The organism is Microcoleus sp. POL10_C6, from assembly GCF_036701585.1.
Taxonomy (GTDB): domain Bacteria; phylum Cyanobacteriota; class Cyanobacteriia; order Cyanobacteriales; family Microcoleaceae; genus Microcoleus.
In genome coordinates, this window is record NZ_JAUBRB010000085.1 from 1 (window position 1) to 19,745 (window position 19,745).

17 protein-coding genes and 1 pseudogene are annotated in these 19,745 nt (G+C 47.5%); 9 read left to right on the forward strand and 9 right to left on the reverse strand.

The window, feature by feature from the left end:
- The first annotated feature begins 119 nt into the window (after window positions 1-119).
- From QUA34_RS27885 to QUA34_RS27895, 3 genes are read left to right on the forward strand one after another with little or no spacing between them, the layout of a single operon-like run.
- Window positions 120-377, forward strand: a complete 258-nt coding sequence (locus tag QUA34_RS27885; RefSeq protein WP_333390461.1) for a hypothetical protein — start codon at window positions 120-122, stop codon at window positions 375-377.
- 28 nt (window positions 378-405) lie between these two features.
- On the forward strand, window positions 406-903 hold the full coding sequence (locus tag QUA34_RS27890) for a DUF4365 domain-containing protein (RefSeq protein WP_333390463.1): 498 nt from the start codon (window positions 406-408) through the stop codon (window positions 901-903).
- Entirely contained in the window at window positions 900-1,442 is a 543-nt protein-coding gene (locus tag QUA34_RS27895; protein WP_333390465.1) for a hypothetical protein, read from the forward strand. The genes QUA34_RS27890 and QUA34_RS27895 overlap by 4 nt, the downstream gene beginning before the upstream one ends.
- Before the next feature lie 179 nt (window positions 1,443-1,621).
- On the opposite strand, the gene QUA34_RS27900 is transcribed toward QUA34_RS27895, so the two are convergent.
- From QUA34_RS27900 to QUA34_RS27915, 4 genes are all read right to left on the reverse strand, one after another.
- Complete coding sequence (locus QUA34_RS27900; protein WP_333390468.1) at window positions 1,622-2,437, reverse strand: alpha/beta fold hydrolase; 816 nt, start codon at window positions 2,435-2,437, stop codon at window positions 1,622-1,624.
- A 255-nt stretch (window positions 2,438-2,692) separates the two neighbouring features.
- Window positions 2,693-3,892 carry an FAD-dependent monooxygenase gene (locus QUA34_RS27905; protein WP_333390470.1) on the reverse strand — a complete coding sequence of 400 codons (1,200 nt, stop codon included), beginning with the start codon at window positions 3,890-3,892 and terminating at the stop codon, window positions 2,693-2,695.
- A 154-nt stretch (window positions 3,893-4,046) separates the two neighbouring features.
- Window positions 4,047-4,643, reverse strand: coding sequence for a Uma2 family endonuclease (locus tag QUA34_RS27910; RefSeq protein WP_333390473.1), 597 nt, complete (start codon window positions 4,641-4,643; stop codon window positions 4,047-4,049).
- A gap of 67 nt (window positions 4,644-4,710) precedes the next feature.
- A complete protein-coding gene (locus tag QUA34_RS27915) occupies window positions 4,711-5,127 on the reverse strand; it encodes a VOC family protein (protein ID WP_333329378.1) in 417 nt (138 codons plus the stop codon).
- Window positions 5,128-5,522: 395 nt separating this feature from the next.
- Between QUA34_RS27915 and QUA34_RS27920 the strand changes: the two genes are divergently transcribed.
- Window positions 5,523-5,882 carry a response regulator gene (locus QUA34_RS27920; RefSeq protein ID WP_333390475.1) on the forward strand — a complete coding sequence of 120 codons (360 nt, stop codon included), beginning with the start codon at window positions 5,523-5,525 and terminating at the stop codon, window positions 5,880-5,882.
- Between the two features lie 239 nt (window positions 5,883-6,121).
- Window positions 6,122-7,447 carry a HAMP domain-containing sensor histidine kinase gene (locus QUA34_RS27925; protein ID WP_333329381.1) on the forward strand — a complete coding sequence of 442 codons (1,326 nt, stop codon included), beginning with the start codon at window positions 6,122-6,124 and terminating at the stop codon, window positions 7,445-7,447.
- Window positions 7,448-7,772: 325 nt separating this feature from the next.
- Here the strand turns inward: QUA34_RS27925 and QUA34_RS27930 are convergent.
- A pseudogene (locus QUA34_RS27930) lies at window positions 7,773-8,309 on the reverse strand (GrpB family protein).
- 83 nt (window positions 8,310-8,392) lie between these two features.
- On the reverse strand, window positions 8,393-8,863 hold the full coding sequence (locus QUA34_RS27935) for a GNAT family N-acetyltransferase (protein WP_333390478.1): 471 nt from the start codon (window positions 8,861-8,863) through the stop codon (window positions 8,393-8,395).
- A gap of 279 nt (window positions 8,864-9,142) precedes the next feature.
- Here QUA34_RS27935 and cax point away from each other — a divergent pair, with 279 nt between their 5' ends.
- Both cax and QUA34_RS27945 read left to right on the forward strand, forming a co-directional pair.
- A complete protein-coding gene (gene cax / locus QUA34_RS27940) occupies window positions 9,143-10,264 on the forward strand; it encodes a calcium/proton exchanger (RefSeq protein WP_333390481.1) in 1,122 nt (373 codons plus the stop codon).
- Window positions 10,265-11,384: 1,120 nt separating this feature from the next.
- Window positions 11,385-13,457, forward strand: a complete 2,073-nt coding sequence (locus tag QUA34_RS27945) for a serine/threonine-protein kinase (protein ID WP_333329394.1) — start codon at window positions 11,385-11,387, stop codon at window positions 13,455-13,457.
- 283 nt (window positions 13,458-13,740) lie between these two features.
- Here QUA34_RS27945 and QUA34_RS27950 read toward each other — a convergent pair whose 3' ends face one another.
- Complete coding sequence (locus QUA34_RS27950) at window positions 13,741-14,379, reverse strand: transaldolase family protein (protein WP_333329397.1); 639 nt, start codon at window positions 14,377-14,379, stop codon at window positions 13,741-13,743.
- Window positions 14,380-14,658: 279 nt separating this feature from the next.
- On the opposite strand from QUA34_RS27950, the gene QUA34_RS27955 reads away from it, so the two are divergent.
- The gene (locus QUA34_RS27955) at window positions 14,659-14,883 is read left to right on the forward strand and encodes a hypothetical protein (protein WP_333085241.1); all 225 of its coding nucleotides are present in this window, start codon (window positions 14,659-14,661) and stop codon (window positions 14,881-14,883) included.
- A gap of 379 nt (window positions 14,884-15,262) precedes the next feature.
- Here the strand turns inward: QUA34_RS27955 and QUA34_RS27960 are convergent, their stop codons facing one another.
- On the reverse strand, window positions 15,263-16,426 hold the full coding sequence (locus tag QUA34_RS27960; RefSeq protein WP_333329400.1) for a quinone-dependent dihydroorotate dehydrogenase: 1,164 nt from the start codon (window positions 16,424-16,426) through the stop codon (window positions 15,263-15,265).
- Window positions 16,427-16,656: 230 nt separating this feature from the next.
- On the opposite strand from QUA34_RS27960, the gene QUA34_RS27965 reads away from it, so the two are divergent.
- A complete protein-coding gene (locus QUA34_RS27965) occupies window positions 16,657-19,578 on the forward strand; it encodes a GAF domain-containing protein (RefSeq protein WP_333390486.1) in 2,922 nt (973 codons plus the stop codon).
- Here the strand turns inward: QUA34_RS27965 and QUA34_RS27970 are convergent.
- The coding region (locus QUA34_RS27970; RefSeq protein ID WP_333390489.1) for a hypothetical protein at window positions 19,564-19,745 on the reverse strand (182 nt) is incomplete at its 5' end. The genes QUA34_RS27965 and QUA34_RS27970 overlap by 15 nt on opposite strands.

Here is a 19,745-nt window from a genome sequence, read left to right on the forward strand (position 1 = left end):
TCTCATCCCTTCGATTGTGCTGTGGGGAGATCACTTTTGCTTGAGGGCGATCGTACTCTTTAGTCTAAACTCCAGTTTTAAGTTACCTTGCTTTAATAATTTCTTTGATTTATTGTTTCTTGGGGTTTAAACCACAAACAGCAGGACAAATTATTTTGCCAGGAGAATTAATAGAAAAATGTCTTGACATACCAGAGGAAGAGTATAGACTCTCAATCCTAGAAAACTGGAATCAATCAATCAATCAATCAATCAAGGAATTGGCGAAAAATAGAGACAAAACATCAGATTTGTTTAAAGGGGCTATCTGGGCACTCATATGCGCTGCTATTTTGTCGGCTCTTGACGTAATTTTATCTTCTTTTTTAGTCAAGTAAACTACTAAAATATAGAGAGGATTAATTAATGGATATCAACCAACAAAAAGAACAATTCAGCAACATCTACCTGCAAGCTGTCACCACCGTTGCCGGCTATTCCCTCTACAAACCCTTCGTAGACGATGATAGCGTGGATTGGGGAGTAGCTGCGAAAGGCGGGACAGGCCCCATTAGAGCACCTCGCTTAGAATTGCAGTTAAAATCTACATCAAGAGATATCCAAGACGATAACTCCATCCGCTACCCCCTCAAGCTCAAAAACTACGACGACTTAAGAATGGATAACTTCGCCATTCCCCGAATTTTAGTTGTCGTTTTAATCCCCGAAACACCGGAAGACTGGTTAACCCAGTCGGAAACAGAACTCTGCATCAGAAACTGCGGATATTGGAACTCGCTGCGGGGAAAGCCAAAAACACCAAACACAAACGCTGTCACCGTCGCCATCCCCAGAACCAACCAATTTACAGTCGCCGCCCTTCAGTCAATTATGGAGGGAATTAGCCAAGGAGTTCAACCATGAAAGTCACCATAAAAGATAGCCAAACTCTCGAAACAATCGAGCTAAATCAACTGAGAAATTACTTACAAACTCACGGCTGGCATGAACACCAACCTTTTTTAGATAATGCCACACTTTGGCACAAACCAACAGCCGATGCAGAAGAATTTGAAATATTGCTACCTAACCGGGAAAACCTGGGAGATTATGCAGCCCGCATCCGCGAGGCAATCCAAACCCTAGAAAACGCAGAAAATCGCCCTCAAATTGAAATTTTAAGCGAACTACTTACCAGCATTCCCAACACGATTATTCAGGGGATTGTTATGCAAATTCACACCCCAAATACCCAAAAATTAAGTGGCGAAATAACTCTCCTCGGCCTTGTAGCTGACAAATTGCGGAAAATTCAAACTTCACTTGCAGACAAAGATTATATCCTGGCGATTAAAGCTTATCAAGAACGCTTACCGATTCTCTGTAGCGGTGACTTAATCAAAGATAACAACACCTTCATCCTGAAAAACCCCCACAACTTAACCCTCGATGAATTCTGGTAAAACTAACAGATTTTGTCGAAACCTATAGCGGTTCTCAGGAAAGTAAGGTACTCTTCCTGTTTGGCCAATGCCCAATGCCCAATGCCCAATGCCCAATGCCCAATGCCCAATGCCCAATGCCCAATGCCCAATGCCCAATGCCTGCAAGAGCACCTCATGTTACTGAGAAAAGCTATATATTAAACACCTTCCAAACAGATATCAAGTTCCCTAGCAAAGGCCTCTGGCGCATCCAGCATCAGCCAGTGTCCAGTATCGGCGATCGTAGTTGTCGTCAGTGTGGGACGGAGGATGTGGAGGCTGAAGGGAAAAGCGTTTGAGGGAGCAATAATGGCCTGGGCCCGTGTTCTAGGGGCTGCTAGGTAGCGATCGAGAGCATCAACTGCTTCAAAGGCAAACATCCCGCGAGACATTCCAGACAGACAATCCTGTGGAGTCGCCGCCAAGCAAGCGAGTATCCGATCGCGCGTATGGGCCCTGCTTCCTGTCAGTGCGTCGTTGAAGCCCGCTTCCACAGCAGCCCGCCAATCCTCCATCTCCAGCGCCCTCTGGTAGGGGACGATCCGTGCCTCGTGCACATCTGGAGGCACCTTGGTAAAGTCTCCAGGTGGATCTACCAGGATTAACTGCGCGATGCGGTGTGGTGCTGTGGCTGCTGTGGCGAGGGCAATACAAGCACCGAAACTGTGCCCGACGATCGCCACTCGATCGAGTCCCAGCCCATCTAGTACCGCCAAAACATCCGCTGCACAGGAGGCGGGCGCATAGTTGCCGTCCTCCGGCGGTGCAGAATCACCGTGTCCCCGCATATCAAGGGCGATCGCCCGTCGGGTACCGGCGACATGAGCAAGCTGGGCATCCCAGATGCTCGCAGAAACCGTCATACCGTGCACGAACACCACCGGCAGCGGTTCCGACTCCCCAGCGGTGACAGGGCGGCTGGCTTCGATGATGTGAATAGTGCCGATCGGTCCTTTGATAGTTGTCGATCGCATAAAAACTTCTCCTAAGTTTTATAGTCCTGGACGCACGGGTAGTCAGAAACCGGATTTTTCGCAAAAATACTTCGTTAAAGCATCGCAGAAAAGGTAAAAACTCGGTTTCTTTGGTTTGGATGGGTAAGCCAGGTTTTAATTTGCTATAGCGGTTCTCAAAAAATTGAGGTATGCCCTATGCCCTATGCCCTATGCCCTATGCCCTATGCCCTATGCCCAGTCGTACCTCATATGAGAGATCGAAAGGCTATATTTTCACACAACCAATTTTACCTCTGTTACTCCTTGGCGCAACTCATACTGTCCTTTTACCCAAAATTGTTTAATTTTTTCACCCAAAAACGGAGCAGCTTGCATCATCAATAAACGCAATAATCCATTTTTTCGTAGTTGTTCGCCTTTCCACGCTTCTTGTGCTTGAAGTTGTTGGGCGCGAATAATTTCGGGTTCGCGTTCTGCCTGAATCCGCGATAATCCTAAGTCAATATCCTCGTAATTAGCCCCTGCTTTCAATAAAGGTACAAGGTGATTGGCCGCAACAATTACATCGCGGAACGCCATGTTAATTCCTTGAGCGCGAACCGGAGACATGGGATGTGCAGCATCCCCCAAAAGTATGATTCCTGGTCGATGCCACCGCGGACAGCGACCAACGACAACAGATAATCGCATCGGAGATTCGATCGTATCCGCACAGTTGCGGAAATGTTCTGCCATCCACGCAGGCGATCGCGATGCGAAAGTTTCTGCCCAGTCTGTGTGTTTCCGATCCGTTTTGTCATCTACCGATAACACCCAAGCCAGATGAAGTTTTCCTGATTCTGCCCCATGAAAGACACTGAATCCGCTACCGCCATTCAGGATGGAATAAAATACATTATCCGCCACAAACCGAGGATGAGCGGCAAGTTTAAACCACAGAACATCTATACTATTCTGCTGTTTTACTAACTCTAATTCTGCACGCTGTCGTACAACCGAGTTTCTACCATCTGTACCAATCACAAGTGCTGCAGGAATCTCTCGCCCATCTCCTAGCTTTACACCCGCAATGCGATCGTTGCTGTACAGTAAATCTTTTACGGGAACACCTGAGATAAATTCAAACGCTGGATGCAACTGAGCTTCTGAAATTAGTGTTTCTAGCAAAGGCGGTTGCGATACCAGCGTACAAGGTCGATTTGACCCCATTGGCTCATCAACTCGAAATAACTGCCGATCGCCCACAACGAACTCCCAGGCATCAATTTGTCGGTGTGGAACACCTTCTAGCATTGTGGATAAGCCCATTTGGGTGATCGCATCCAATCCGCTGGGCATTAACCCTTCACCGCGAAACACTCGGTAGGCATCTTTTGCAGCCTCAACCAACGTTACAGAAATACCTCGTTTTACCAGCAGCAAAGCAAGTGCCGCACCAGTTGGCCCCGATCCCACAATTACAACTTGTGTCATTTGGTATTTTCCATTGCTTGTTGCGGATATGGAGATGCGAACAGAGGTGGTTAAAGGGTGCGCGACAATCTATTAGACATCTCCCATAATTATTGTGGAACAGGCATCCTTCCTGTTCAAAACCTGCTTTTTTGGAGAAGTTTCTTAATCCCAGCTATTTTTGGAGTGCTTGCCGAAAAGTCTTAATCGCATCAACATGATTCACCATATTGATGCAACGCAACAACAAATCCAAATCGATTCCTTTCACTTCCTCACTACTGGAAACCTTTTCATAATGAAGTGTATTGCCCTCTCCCCGGAGGTGATAAACCTCTAACAATCCATCTTCCCAGAACCACACTTCTTTTATCTTCAGCCGCTTGTATGCCTCCAGTTGGTTGATGCCACCACTGGAAAACACGACCTCGATCGCCAAATCGGGTAGCCTGCGACCAGGGGCAAGTTTATAAGATTCATCCGCCTCTCGCTTGACTTTTCCCGTTTCACTTTCCAGAGTCATTGAGCCAGTTGGAGTAAAGTCAAACCCCGCCATCAGCAGGTACAGTTCCACCACTGCACCAATTCTTGCTTTAACAATTTCGTGGGGCTCTCCAGGCATTACTTTAATCTCCAAAACTCCATCCAGGAAAGACAGTCGATATCCTGGACGGTCTAATAATTGCTCAACTGCTTTGAACTCTCTCCAAGTCAGTCCCTCAAACAGAAGGGGTGATTCTTTTTTGGGTGGTGCGATGATTGCTGCAGTCATTTGATTCTCCAGTCTATTTCCAGATGAGAAACGATCGGGTTTGGAGGGCGATTTGTTTATTATAACTTTAAGTAGCATCCTCCACTGTAAATCCGATTTCTTGCCCGTAGGATAGTTCCAGCGTGTGACCGTCTGGGTCTCGCAAAAAAGCCCAGTAGCCGATCGGATATCCAGAATCTTTTGGTTCTTCAAGCAATACGCCTTCTTGACGTGCTTTGTCGCAGAGTTCGTCCATATATTCGCGGCTTTTGCAACCTACTCCGAGGTGTGCAAAGGGAGACAGAACGGGATGTACGGAGTCTGTTTGAATTAGCACAATTACAAAAGGGCGAGTGCGGTCAGAAAGCCAGACCACAGCAACACCAGTTTCTGTATCAATGCGGCGGTGAACGACCTGCATTCCAGCATACTTGGAGTAGAATTCAATACTGCGATCGACATCAGAAACGGGCAGTGCGATGTGTGTGAGACCGATATCACTCATGGGTTATGTTGCTCCAGTCATATTAGGCTTAACATCAATAATTGCCACTTCCAATCTCATAAATTTAATGAGACGATCGCCACTTATACCAATTTTTTATGAGGCCCCGTAGAATCCGATCACCCGGGCGCCCCCCGCGTCCGGGGGGGGACAAGAGTCCGATCTTTCGTCCCCCTACTATCAGGTAGATGCGACGGGGATCGAGATATGTGCAACTTCACATTAAATTGGTATAACCGCTCGTAACTGTCCATCGTTTTGCTGCCTAGTATTTGTAAGCAGCAAAACCTGAGCGGAACCAAGACGATTTACCTCTCAAGGTAGATGTCGGTTAATCCTGCCTTTGAGATACTCCATATGAAATGTAACTATTTATACTCATGCCGCATCTTTTGTTGGTAGACGACGAAGCCCCACTCTGTGAAAGCCTTGCTTACTCACTGAGAAAGGAAGGCTATGAGGTCACTACAGCACCAGATGGACACAGCGCGATCAAACAATTCCACAAGCAAGTACCCGATATCATTCTGCTCGATCTGATGATGCCAGAAGTTGATGGGATGGAAGTGTGTTGGCGTATCCGGGCTTTTTCTAATGTGCCTATACTGATGCTAACGGCTAAAGACCAAGATATGGATAAAGTGTTGGGCTTAGAGGCAGGGGCAGATGATTATGTGACCAAACCCTTCAATACGCAGGAATTGCTCGCACGGATTAAAGCTTTGCTGCGTCGCCATCATCCGGAATCTGCTTAAAAGCGGTTAAGGCATCCTTCAAGGGTTTGATAGCTCGGTTGGCTCAATCCGTAACCAATGGCGCTAGGTTAGGATCACTTGCAACGGATACACCATTTATACCAGCCATGTTTGAGCGGATGAAACTTTTTGCCCAAGACTCCTTCACGAGCAGATGGTTAGCATCTCTTCGGTGGAATTCAATCCACACGAAGCTCTTGGCTACCTACCTGATCCTGATCGTCTTAGGAACCTCGCTTATGTCTGGTTACATCCTATGGACGTTTTATGCCTTTTTCATGCAGTCTCGTCAGACAGATTTAGAAAACTGGGCAACAGCACTGAGCGAGAGCGTTGCAGATGCCCTCGAAGAAAAAGATATGCAACGGGTGCAGATCATTGTCCGGCGCTATGGGGCACCCGCCAATATCGCACTCCGTGTATTTGATGCCCAAGGTTCCCTGCTAGCCACCTCTAACCCTCAAACAGATCGACAAATCACCAATTGGCTGCTGATATCTGGCGTTTCAGAAGGACTACACGGTCATTCGGTGCAGGGCGTTACTAAAGGGGTTTTATCAACCGACGATCGCCTCTATATTGTCAAACCGATGACTCGCAACGGTCAGAGGTTGGGGATATTACGCATCTCGATTACTTTAGAACAGTTTCAGAAACAGTTTGTAAGGGTGATCTGGACAATTTTAGCCGCCCTTGGCATTACCATTTTTCTCTGTACCTTGGTCAGCGATCGATTAGCCCGGAGTCTCTCTAAACCCATTGAGGTGATGCGAAACTTTGCGATTCGCGTGGGTAGAGGACAGTTTGATGACAAACTCGTGATTCGTCAAAGCAATGAACTAGACCAACTCGCAACGGAACTGAATCGTATGAGTGAACGGTTGAAATCATTGGACAACGAACGCAGAGCCTTCCTAGCGAATGTTTCCCATGAACTGCGGACGCCTGTGAGTAACGTTCAAGTCACCATTGATGCGCTGGAGCGTGGCGCTGTGGATGAGCTGGAGTTGCGCGATCGCTTCTTTCAAACCATCAAAGACGAGACGAAGCGGCTTTCGGGCTTGATTAACGATTTGCTTGATTTAGGACGCTTAGAAGCGGGTGTCACGCTATTAGAAATCCAAGCCATTGCCTTAGAAAGTGTCATCAGCCGTGCGATTAGAGCAATGGAAGTTCGTATGCAGGCTAAAAACGTGACTGTAGAAGTTGATGTTGCTGACCTTCGGATTATGGGCGATTCGGAACGCTTATTACAGGCTTTTTTGAATCTCTTAGACAATGCGATTAAGTATTCTACCCCCAATGCTTGTATTTTCATTGCTGCCTCTGGCAACAAGCAACAGGCTCTGATTTCAATTCAAGACCAGGGAAGCGGCATTCCTGAAACCGATTTACCTCGCATTTTTGAACAGTTTTACACCACGAGCCGCTCTAGTAAGAATGGGGTTGGTCTGGGTCTAGCGATTGCCAGACGCATTATTGAAGCGCATGGAGGCAGTATTACAGCCAGTAGTAAACCCGGTCAAGGGGCTGTATTCACCCTTTCTCTACCCTTAGAATCATAAGTAGTTGATCCCGTTGTCTGGTTCGGTGTCACTTCTTCCACCTGACTCACAGCAGTATTAGTCAAATGGATAGGAAAACCCGACTCTGCCAAATCAGACAATCTAGATTTAATTATCTTTTTATTTAAAGAAAAATGTTGTGCTAATTCTTTGTCAGGACATTTGCATTTTTTAGAATTATTTAGTAGTCTCTAATACCAATTTAATGTGAAGTTGCACATATCTCGATCCCCCTCGCATCTCCCTGATAGTAGGGCGACGAAAGATCGGACTCTTGTCCCCCCCGGACGCGGGGGGCGCCAGGGTGATCGGATTCTACGGGGCCTCATAAAAAATTGGTATTAGCCGCATTCAGATCCATTGCTTTAATGAAACCATCTTTTCCGTCCATGTACCCTTGAATATTATCAGGGTATTTTTGGGCAAGTTTTCTCTTTAGTTCGCTGTATTGCTGCGCGTCTTCAGGATGGGAAATCCTATAATCTCGAAACGCTAAATGGCGCTCTATCTGCGCTCAGTTCACTTCAAACCCGTGAACGTGGTGTGTTCTAATCCCTGCTTCATTACCCTTGCGAAAAAAACGACGACCGGATATCCCAAACTCACCCATTGCTTCATAGCCTAAAGCCTCCATTGCTGAAGTCTGTGTATCGACTTTCGTAATATCTTTAACCTCAACTAACATATCAATAATCGGCTTTGCATGAATTTGTGGAATGGCTGTGCTACCAATATGATGTATAGCAACCACATTGTCCCTAAGTGCAAGTGCAATCAGTTTCGGCTCAGTTTCAAAGGCGCTGCGCCAATTTGGATCGTGCGGGACGACTTCTACTTTGAAAAAATCTAGTTTTCTTGACATCGCTGATATTTATTTGCTTTTTTTGTCATCTCATTGCTTTACGATCGCATTTAACCGAAACAGATTTTATTAGGTCTCATTTTTTACGGGTTGCGCCCAAAGCTCTTAAACATACGGACAACGGGGAGGAACTGACTGTTTGGGAGAGAAATTTCAAACCGCTCAATCACCTGATAGTCAAATTTTGTGTAAAATGGCTCTCCCGCCAGCGTCGCAATCATCTCAACTTGCTTAAATCCAGCACGCTCAGCAGCCATTTCACATACTCGCATAATCTGACTTCCAATTCCTCGACGTGCCCATGCTGGATGAATAAAGAATGCACGAATCTTTGCCGAGTCGCTGTCTGGGTTGAGCAGGCTCTCTTCTGGATTATTTTTGCCTGAATCACCTCCATAAAGCGTTTTACGCTTACTCCAACCACCGCAACCAACAATTTGGTGATTGTTCTCAGCAACAAAGTATGTTTGGTCTAGAATCAGTTGAGTATCAACCCCAAAAACTGTGCCCAGTGCGCCTTCAATCTGCTCTGAACTATAGTAGCTTGCAGGCACAAGCTCTAGCAGAATCAGGAATTAAAGTTGTTAACTTAGGAATGTCTTCTAAGGAAGCTAATCGAATACAAAAATCCATTGAACCGATCGGCTAAACAAATCGCTCTCTTAGTTTGTCACATCCGTGAAAGCGGCAATGCAGCGATCGCCCGTTAGCGAAGCCCTCGAAGAGGATCGCCCACCCCCAGCTTTAAGCCCATACCCAAATATCGAACCCTCCCCCTTTCTTAAACTTTGTGGCAGGCTATGATTGACGGTTGGCAGCTTTTGAGAATCTAAATGCTAAACACAAATACAATAATTTCCAGCCTGCTGTTATTTATCCCAGTTTCCATCGCCGGACACTTTCTCGGCTGGGAATCCTCCACAATCTTCATCACCTCGGCTTTAGCCATCATCCCTCTAGCCGCCTGGATGGGGACGGCCACCGAAGAAATCGCCGTCGTCCTCGGTGCCAACTTGGGGGGTTTGCTGAACGCTACCTTCGGAAATGCCACGGAACTGATTATCGGCATCGTCGCCCTCAACGCCGGACTAATAGATGTTGTCAAAGCCAGCATCACCGGTTCAATTATGAGTAACCTTTTGCTGGTGATGGGATTGGCGATGCTGCTGGGCGGCTTGCGTTACAAAGAACAAGATTTTCAGCCGACAGTCGCCCGCTTGAATGCTTCAGCGATGAACTTAGCCGTGATTGCCATTTTGGTGCCAACTGCAGTTAATGCCACCTCTATTGGCATCCCTCCGGCAACTATGCAGAACCTCTCTAGCGCTGTTGCTATAGTCCTGATTGTCGTCTACGTGCTGACGCTGCTGTTTTCGATGAAAACCCACAGTTATCTGTACGATGCAGGGGTGGCAGAAATAGAAATGCTGGAAGATTTAGCCGAAAATAACTTAGCACCAGACAGTCCTGACCACAAAGTCAATCTGCCGCTGTGGATTGGGGTGTTGTTGGCCTGTACCCTGATGGTAGCTGTCGAGTCGGAACTGTTGGTGGGTACTCTGGAAGAAGCGACGGCGCGTTTGGGGCTGACATCACTGTTTACCGGGGTGATTTTAGTGCCGATTATTGGCAATGCTGCCGAACATACGACGGCGGTGACGGTGGCGATGAAAAATAAAATGGATTTGTCGGTTTCTGTGGCCGTGGGTTCCAGTTTGCAAATTGCTTTGTTTGTTGCCCCGGTGTTGGTTTTGGCAGGTTTTGTCTTGGGCAAACCGATGGACTTGAATTTCAACCCGTTTGAACTTGTAGCGGTTGCGGTGTCGGTGCTGATCGCCAATTCTATCAGTTCTGACGGCAACTCTAACTGGCTAGAAGGTACTTTGCTGTTGGCAGCTTATACGGTTTTGGCGCTGGCGTTCTACTTCCATCCGGTAATTGAGGGACTTGTTTAAAAGGCTTTCTTCTGCTGAAGGAAGAGGGAAGAGGGAAGAGGGAAGAAGGCCGATTTTTTCACTCCCTCACTCGCCCACTCTCCCACTCTCACTTCTTTCTTCGAGAGTGGTGGTTGCGATCATCGTACAATTGAAATGTGGCTGTTCTCTCGTTATTAGTTCTGGTCTGTTTGTACATTATGTGCTCTGATCAGGGATTTGTGACCTCGATCGGCTATGACAAACAACAAAAGCTTTGACCTCAACCCGATCGTTAGATCGCAGTGCTCCCGGTTATAAAAAAACACGGAATGCTGAAGTCAAGCGAGACTAAAACCTCCCTTGACTTCAGAGACGCTGCAAGATTTAAATCAAGGGTGCTGATGAGTCTTTTACTAGGTGTGCTACGATCGTCATAAGTTGAAAACTGACTTGGACTTGCATAGCCAAAAAGTTCACCAAAGTTAGTCATACTTAACTTGACTGATTAACATTCTGGGCGATATGATTAAATCAATGCCGAAAAAAAGGCTTAATTATCTGGGAGAGTAAACCGAGCGTGCAAGTCAAAAATGACCAGCCTGTCACAAGGTAGAACGGGAGCCCGCGTTTCGTTAAATTGGTTGAAAATAGTGGATGAATAATGGCTACAAGCTTCAACTAAAATTAATTCAATTAGGGCGTTGCTCCGCCCGAATTAACGCCTGTGGACAAGAAAGAGCCGACTCCCTTGGGTGAAGCAGGAAACAGACCCTTCAGGAGTAATTCTGATTGAATGGTGAGGCTTAAATAAGTTTGGCCAAGTTTGGTGTAGCAGTAAACGACGGTCGATTTAAAACTGACCAGCCTATAAAAAGGTCGAACGGGATACCACGATTCGTTAAATTGGTTGAAAATAATGGTTAAACAATGGCTAAAAGCTTCCACACTAATAAATAGTTGTATAGACTTCAAAAATAGGGTGCTGCTCCACCCGAATTTACGCCTGTGGACAAGTAAGAGCCGACTCTCTTGGCAGAAGCAGGAATCAGACCCTCTAGAAAATACTTCTAGTTGAATGGTAAAGCTTAGATAAGTTTAGCCAAGTTTTGTATAGCAGTGTCAAAGTAAAACTTGATAGAGCAACCTCAATCAGGGTTATGTGGCTTCTGTGAGTTATTGCCTCAATCCCAAATGCCCGAATCCCTCCGATCCAGCCAACTCTGGCAAATCCGTGTGTATCCACTGCGGGTCTGAACTTTTGTTGCAAGGTCGATATCGGCTAGTCGCGCCTCTCGGAGGCGGTGGCTTTGGCCGAACATTTGAAGTGGACGACAACGGCGCCCGAAGAGTGCTTAAAGTCCTGCTCAAAGACCATCCCAAAGCTGTAGAACTTTTTAAGCAAGAAGCCGACGTATTGGTCAGGCTGAGACATCCAGGTATTCCTAAAGTCGATCGCGACGGTTATTTTACATTTACGCCAGCTCACAGCACAGAGTCTTTTCACTGTCTGGTGATGGAGAAAATTGCTGGGGCCAATTTGCAAGACTGGCTGAAACATCGGGGCCGCCCCATCAGTCAAGAACAAGCTCTGAATTGGCTCAAACAACTGTCGGAAATTTTAGACCAAGTTCACCGACTCAACTATTTTCATCGGGATATCAAGCCGCACAATATTATGTGCAAGCCCAACGGGCAGTTAGTGCTGATAGACTTCGGGACTGCTCGGGAAGTGTCGGGGACTTATTTCGCTAAGGTTGGCCAGGGGCAAAATGTGACTGGTATTGTTTCTCCTGGCTACACGCCGCCGGAACAAACTAATGGCAAGGCTGTTCCGCAGTCTGATTTTTTTGCTCTGGGGCGCACTTTTGTTTATTTGCTGACTGGGAAGCCACCGACTGCGTTTCCAGAAAATCCCCGCACGGGCAGATTAATGTGGCGCAAAGGAGCTCCTCAAGTTTCCGACGCCGTGGCTAATGTGATCGATTACCTGATGGCGCCTTTTCCGGGCAATCGACCTCAAAGTCCCCAGATGGTTTTGCAGTGCTTGGAGGAAATTAATCTCGACGACGCAGAAACTCAGGTGCCGACTCAGTTGCCGACGACGGGGCAAACTAAAATTCGCGGAACTTCGGGGCCGTCTGTGGGGACGAAGCAGAGTGCCATGAACCGCCTCAGACCTCTAAATTCGGGATTGAAGAAGCCCGGGCAAGAGGCTTTGGATTGGTGGAAAAATAAGTTGCTGGCGGGCACGGCTGTTTTGATGGTGGGTATTGGCGCGTCTCAAATCTACGGTTCGCTGCGTTACGGGGTGTTTCCGGCAAACCCGGTGTGGCTGCTTTCTACTTTACCTACCACTCATTTTTTGCAAAAAAGTTTGGATAATGTCGGGAGTGTAAATGCGATCGCCCTGTCGCCTGACGGTCAAACTTTGGTGAGCGCCAGCTTTGGGACGATTAGAATTTGGAATGTAAGGACGGGACGCCTGGTGCGGACTCTAAATTCGGTACATTCTAAAAAATCGGTCAACACGCTGGCGGTGAGCCCGAACAGCTCGATTTTGGCCAGCGGCGGCGGGGACAATAATTTGATTCTCTGGGATTTGAAGACGGGGCGACGGATGCGGACGATTGCCGCTCACAAAGCCGCCGTCAATGCGATCGCTTTTAGCAGGGACGGTCAAACTCTGGCTAGCGGCAGCGATGACAAAACTATTCGCTTGTGGAATGTCAGAACCGGCAGCAGGTTGCGGACTTTGAGCGGCCACGCCGGAGGAGTAAACGCGATCGCTTTGAGCCGGGACGGTAACACTCTCGCTAGTGGCAGCCAGGACAAGACTGTGCGTTTGTGGAATCTCGGTACCGGAGAAGTCAGAAGAATTATCACAGGTCACGGGGGCCCGGTTAATGCTGTGGCTTTTAGCCCGAACGGGCAAATTGTGGCTAGTGCTAGCACCGACAATACGATCCGTTTGTCGAACGTACAAGACGGGAAGCGCACCCGCACTTTTAAAGGGCATTCGAGCTGGGTGAGGACGATCGCCTTTAGCGCGGACAGCCGCACTTTGATCAGCGGGGGCGGAGATATCATAGTTTGGGATTTGAAGACGGGAAAAGAAAGAAGCAGTCTTTCTGGTCACAGTCAGTTTGTGAGTTCGATTGCTATTGCCAGAGATAGCAAGACTTTTGTGAGCGGCAGTCCCGATCGCACTATTAAGATTTGGCGAATGCCATAGTCATACTATTTTAGATTTTAGATTTTAGATCTAAGAATTGGTAATGACTGCTTTTGTATGGGTTTGGAGTACGGGTCTACAGTTGCATTGTTTTTTACTGGCATCAGTAGTCATATCAATTTCGGTTGCATTAGAATGATTAAACCGCTCTTGACCCTCTCGACGCAGAGGAATAGAACAGAGGGATGAATAATTCCGATGGTACCGGATTTGACATTATTCAAAACCCCGATCAATTACCCATTACCAATTCGTAATTTTCAAGTTTCACATAAATTGCGTATTATCCAAAAATTCCTCGCCCGTTTTTCGCAAATTCATCCACAGTTTGCTGCGATAATTCATGAACTGCGATCGCCTGCAACACGTCAAAAGGCAATGTCAAATGATGTGCGCCAGCTAACAAAGTTTTTACCGCTTCTTCCGGCGATTTAATGCTAGCTGCCAAAATCTCAGTATTACTTCTCTGCAACACATTTGCCATATCCCGCACTAAGGCAAAACCGTCTCCTAACAATCTGGTGGCGCGATTCACGTAGGCGATCGCATATTTGGCCCCCGCTTCTGCGGAGACAACTGCTTGTGATGCGCTGTAAATAGCTGTCACCGCGCAAGGAATTTCCGGTGACAAATGCGCTACTGCTTGAAAACCAGCCGCCGTTGCTGGAACTTTCAACACTGTTTGCTGTCCAATTAATTCAAAAGCCGCTTTTCCTTCTGCTACCATGCCATCAAAATCAGATGCAGTTAGCTGATAATACACTTCCCCCGGAATAAGTTTTGCCAGTTGTGTGAGCGTCACATCGGGAGCTAAATCGCTTTTTCCCAGGAGGGTTGGATTAGTAGTAATTCCCGACAGCCAGCCGAACTTGCTCGCCTCTTTTGCTTCGGCTACAATTGCAGTATCGAGATAAATTCCCATCAGCTCTACACCTTTATTTTCTTAGTTTATTCTGAGTTGTCCGATGTTTAGTTTCAATTTGATGTCACTGAGCGTCAAATTGATTGTTAGGTATTAACTGTAGCAGATTTGTGAAAACATCGCTAGTAAGTAAAAATAACAATTAAGTGATGGGTATCACGTCAGTTGCTGATTACGATCGCCATGTAAGAAAACTTCGATAGCCAAATGCCGGAAACAAACAATTTATATTTGTAGTATGGGTTATGTATGCAATAACTCAAGGAGGTGACTCATAAAATGAGAGAAAAAGAAAATCATCAGTCACAAGTCAGTCTTGAGGTATCTTGTGACAAAGGGGAGTTTAAAAAACCAGCAGCCACTCAAGACTTGTCAGAAAATGATAATTCTCAAACCGAGTCTCAAGCATTTGAAAATCACGGTGAAGATGGTTTGAAGGCTCTAGCACGCTTAATGATGGTGAGTCTAACTTGGTCGCTGGCAGGACTTTCTAAACCTAAGTAAATTTTTGGGCTATGGGTTATATCGTTTCCGGTTGGATGGGAATGATCAAGTCAAGGTTGCACAATTCCACATTCCCCCACTCCCCACAAACCACTCCCCATCATAAGGAGTGTTACCGGAATTGATATTATTGGTTATTGGTAATCAAGACTGGTATTCTGCCAGAGTGCCATGAATCTTTAAGTTTTAATATCCAATTCCTAATCTCTCGCCTGTGCTTTTTATAGTACAGGCTTGCCCTTTTCCCAATCGGGTGGGACTCCATGCCTCATCCCTGGGCTTCGCCCAATTCCCCATATCAAACTTTTATTTATATCAACCGTTTCGGCGGTTGCTATAAATCCGCCCCAAAGACACAATATTGTTGTGTCCGGATCTGCTACTTAATATTTTCCGAACCTACTGCCTCAGAAATCGAATTAAATCCTTTTTCTTCCAACTTTTGCAGTAAACCTTGGAGAATTCGACGCACCATCCAAGGCCCTTCGTAAACCCAACCGGTGTAAACTTGAATTAAACTCGCACCCGCGGCTATTTTTTCCCAAGCATCTTCGGCGGTGAAAATGCCGCCCACTCCAACTATCGGCAATTCGCCTTTTGTATATTGCCAGATAAATCGGATTACTTCTGTCGATCGCTCCCGCACTGGAAGCCCGCTAATTCCCCCAGCTTCTTCGGCGATTGGTTTGCCTGTTTCTCGCAATATTTGTGTTTTCAATCCGTCGCGGCGGATGGTGGTATTTGTGGCGATAATTCCTGCTAGTTGGTAGGTTTTTGCTAAGTCGAGGATTGAGACGATCGCCTCTGGTTCCAAATCCGGCGCAATCTTGACTAAAATTGGCTTGGTTCCCTGATTTTCTTGTTGCAAAATTTCCAAAATTGTGCTAAGCCCAGCAGCATCTTGGAGCGATCGCAACCCAGGCGTATTCGGAGAAGAAACGTTCACTACAAAATAGTCGCCCCAATCTTTCAGCAGCTTAAAACTCTCCAAATAGTCGGCTGCTGCCTGCTCTAACGGTGTTACCTTAGATTTACCGAGATTGATGCCCAAGGGGAACCGAGACTGAGGCATGGGGCGCTGGGCATCGAATTTTGACTGTTTCTGTGCTGCCTGAAACCGGGCTGCCATTGCCGCGGCTCCTTGATTGTTAAATCCCATGCGGTTGAGGGCTGCACTGTCCTCCGTCAAGCGAAACAAGCGAGGTTGAGGGTTTCCCGGCTGCGGCTGACAAGTGACAGTTCCAAGTTCGGCAAAGCCAAAGCCAAAATTTGCCCAAATGTCAGCAGCTACGCCGTTTTTATCAAATCCCGCAGCTAAGCCGACAGGATTGTTAAAGCTCAGTCCCCATAAAGATTGTTCGAGGCGAGAATCTTGGAATCCCAAAGATTTCTGCAATCGAGAGAGCATTTGGCTGGTTGCGGGGTTTGACTGGGTTCTGGCTGCGAGTTCGAGAACTTGGAGAGTGCGGTTGTGCAGCCACTCGGCATCGGTTTTCAATACGGAAAACAACAGCGGGCGTACAGTTGATTGATAAATATCCAATGATTTGTACTGGGGCAATTTACAAATTAGAAATGAGAAGGAAAATAAAAATATTCACGAGCAGACAGCGAAGGCGAAGTTTTTACTTCAACTTCGATCGACTTTATCCAATGTTTGAGATTGAAGGATAAGTGAGACGATTATATTATAAGTTGACTCTTTGGCATTTTATTTTTGTGAATATTTAAGTTAGTAATTTTAAATTAGACAAGGTGCGGGGAAGCTTGGAAATGGGGCAGCAGCAAAGACCAAAGGATTTAGACGAACAAATCGCGACCCTAGAGCGCGTTCTCCAGACTCTCCGAGAAGAGGAGAATGTTGAAGTGTTACTTTCGACCACACTCGGCTACTTGCAAGCGGAATTTGACTGGCGGTTGATTTGGATCGGGTTGTACGATCGACAGGCCCACAGATTGTTCGGGAAAGGCGGCATAACTCCTAACGGCGACCAGTCTTTTCTCAAACAGCGGTTTGCCCTCAGCCCAGGGGATTTGCTGGAACAAGTGGTGATTCAGCTTCGGCCGGTGGGAGTCCCGGATTTGCGATCGGAAAGTAGAGCCGGAGAATGGCGCAAAGCAGCTCAAACTTTCAATATTCAAGGCACGACTCTGTTTCCGCTGCGCTACAAAGACCGCTGCTACGGCGTGATTTTGCTCGGCACTGAGGTATGGGGAGCGTCGCCCAAGTCGGGGGAAAAAACGCAGTTGGCGATCGTATTTGGAGCGCTAGCAACTGCTCTTTACCAAATAGAAAAAGACTGGCAGCGACAACAAGTTAAACACCCAGATGAGTCTCTTTTAGCGCTGATTTCGCAGTTGGGGGAATTGCGATCGCTCGACCAATACTTGCAAGCGGTTGTCGAACAAACTCATGAATTTACTGAGCCGACACGCACCAATGTTTATTGGTTCGAGCGAGAGCGGCGCTATTTTTGGCGCCGAGTCAGCAACCGCGAAGTTGCTCCGGGTTTGGGCGGGCCCGGCCGAGCGGCTTCGGGCATCACCGTTCAAGACTTGGGCGAATTTTATCAGGCTTTGGGCAGGGAAGAAATGGTTTGGATCGGTGAATCTCAAAGTTCTCTGAAAACTGAGCTGACGGGGCGGTTGATGCAGCAAATCCGCGCTCGCTCTCTGTTGGCTGCGCCGATTGTTTCAGAAGGGGAATTGTTGGGATTTTTGGCAGTCGAAGCCAGCGAACCCCGGATTTGGCAAGACAATGAAAAGCATTATCTGCGGGGAGTGGCGCAGTTAGTGGCTCTGACGGCTCCTGTGTCGGAAATGGAGGAGAAAATTCAACAAACTGAGATCGATCGAGATTTAACTGCTGGAATAGCTCACGCCATCTACAGCGATGCTGACTGGGAGGCGACTTTGAAACATACCGCCGAACAGTTGTGTGAGCGGCTCAAATGCGAATACTTTTTGTTGCTGCTGTACGGCGAAGAACAAAATCGCTTTGAAATTGTCTGCCAAAATCTGCCGCGCAACCGCAGGCCAGTGCCGTCGCCACTCAATGCCCTCGATGTGGCTGACGTGGGGCTGTTGCAAGAAAGCGAACCTCTGGCTATTGAAAATTGGGAGGAAGATGGGCGGTTGGGCGCTTGGCGGGATGTGTTGGGGGAAGCGGGGGTGCGATCGCTTTTGGCATCGAGTACGAGGGGGAAAAAGAAAGAGGGAGAAAACCCGAATCTAAAATCGAAAATCGCTAATCGAAAATCGATCGAGGGTTTGCTGGTTGTCGGGCACAGTGCAACTCGCACTTGGAGGCGATCTGAACAAGAATTAGTTCGGCTAGTAAGCCAACAACTCGGATTGATCCTGCACTCGTGGCAGCAGAGTTCGGCAATTGACAAATATCAGCAATTTGAGCGATCGCTCAAATCGGGTTTGGCGGTTTTGCACCATTCTCCTGATGAGCAATCTGAGCGAGAGATATTTGCTGCTTCACCGACGATGTTCCCAGAGTTGCCGCTACAAAAGCTCGATCGTAACTTTGCTCAACACGTTTCCGAGACACTTTCCTGTCCTTTAGTAGCCGTAATTACTTGGAATCCCGGTGAGGAGGAAGGTTCAATTGCGACGGCGCTAGCTGCCAATCCCGTATTTGCCCTCAATCCCGAGGCGGTGATTCCTGTCAAAACAGATGCTTTGATCCAACAAACCCTGGCTGCTAGCGGGGTGCTGCAACAGAGCACGAGCCAACTGCAACTGGCGACGAAGCGGTGGCTCCGCAGTCCGGGAATTGGCGAGATTCTGACGGTGGCACTGCGGACGGCCCCAGAACACGCTCCGGCGGGCATTGTGGTGGCTGCAGACGCTCCGGGCCGCCAGTGGTCGGAGTTGTCGGTGAGTTTACTCAGCTCGATGGCGTCTCAGTTGGCTTGGTGGCGCAGGTATTTGGCGGTGCAATCGATCCAGGAGTCGCAGCGATTGGATCTGGAGTTGCTCAACTGGTACAAACAGCGCCGTTTTGAGGACTTTTACCGCACTGTGGGAGCGGGGGTGAAGGAGTTGGGGGAGTTGAGTCAGTCGATTTTGCAGTCGGCGAAGGAACAAAAGGATGCTCTGAAAATTTTGCGCTACCAACAGGTTTTGCGACACATTGGCAATGCTGTGGGGTCAACTCATTTGCTGCTGAAACAGGAACAGTGGCGGCTGCAATTCGCACAAGATGCGGTGCCTGTGAGCGCTTGGCTGAGGCGATCGCTCGATCGAACGGCCCCCCTGGTGAAACAGTCTAAAGTCTTGCTGGAAGTGCACAGAGAAACTGCTGTGTCGATGCCTGCAGGTCAGACTTTGAGCGTTCGCGGGGACAGCATCAAGCTGGATTTGATCCTGTGCGAATTGCTGGCGACGGCTTGCAGGCGCTCTGCTGTTGGCGCCAAGATTGATATTCGCTCTCAGTTGTTGGGGGAAGATTTGTTAGAATTGTCTGTAATCGATAGCGGCGCGTGCGATCGACACTTCATTGCAGCCTTCAACGGGGATTCCGAACCCGATATATTAGCGGTTTCTAGTTCCAATAGGTCGATCGTCCAAAATCTCTTAATTTGTCAGCGAGCGGTACGCTTAATGGGGGGAAACTTTTCCATAGAAATGTTAGAAAACAATTTAATTGTCGCTCGTTTAGTGCTGCCCCTAGCCAATTCTTAATATTGCAAAATTTTGTAAAAGTTCCAAGCTGCGATCGAGGATTATAGGGGCGGGTTTCACCAACAATAATTGCCTAAAACCCATAATCTCATAACTGGAGTTTAGACTAAAGAGTACGATCGCCCTCAAGCAAAAGTGATCTCCCCACAGCACAATCGAAGGGATGA

Excerpts from the sequence above, each read along its gene's own strand:
- QUA34_RS27890 (WP_333390463.1), top strand. The coding sequence starts at position 406 with ATGGATATCAACCAACAAAAAGAACAATTCAGCAACATCTACCTGCAA.
- QUA34_RS27895 (WP_333390465.1), top strand. The coding sequence starts at position 900 with ATGAAAGTCACCATAAAAGATAGCCAAACTCTCGAAACAATCGAGCTA.
- QUA34_RS27900 (WP_333390468.1), bottom strand. The coding sequence starts at position 2,437 with ATGCGATCGACAACTATCAAAGGACCGATCGGCACTATTCACATCATC.
- QUA34_RS27905 (WP_333390470.1), bottom strand. The coding sequence starts at position 3,892 with ATGACACAAGTTGTAATTGTGGGATCGGGGCCAACTGGTGCGGCACTT.
- QUA34_RS27910 (WP_333390473.1), bottom strand. The coding sequence starts at position 4,643 with ATGACTGCAGCAATCATCGCACCACCCAAAAAAGAATCACCCCTTCTG.
- QUA34_RS27915 (WP_333329378.1), bottom strand. The coding sequence starts at position 5,127 with ATGAGTGATATCGGTCTCACACACATCGCACTGCCCGTTTCTGATGTC.
- QUA34_RS27925 (WP_333329381.1), top strand. The coding sequence starts at position 6,122 with ATGTCTGGTTACATCCTATGGACGTTTTATGCCTTTTTCATGCAGTCT.
- cax (WP_333390481.1), top strand. The coding sequence starts at position 9,143 with ATGCTAAACACAAATACAATAATTTCCAGCCTGCTGTTATTTATCCCA.
- QUA34_RS27950 (WP_333329397.1), bottom strand. The coding sequence starts at position 14,379 with ATGGGAATTTATCTCGATACTGCAATTGTAGCCGAAGCAAAAGAGGCG.
- QUA34_RS27955 (WP_333085241.1), top strand. The coding sequence starts at position 14,659 with ATGAGAGAAAAAGAAAATCATCAGTCACAAGTCAGTCTTGAGGTATCT.
- QUA34_RS27965 (WP_333390486.1), top strand. The coding sequence starts at position 16,657 with ATGGGGCAGCAGCAAAGACCAAAGGATTTAGACGAACAAATCGCGACC.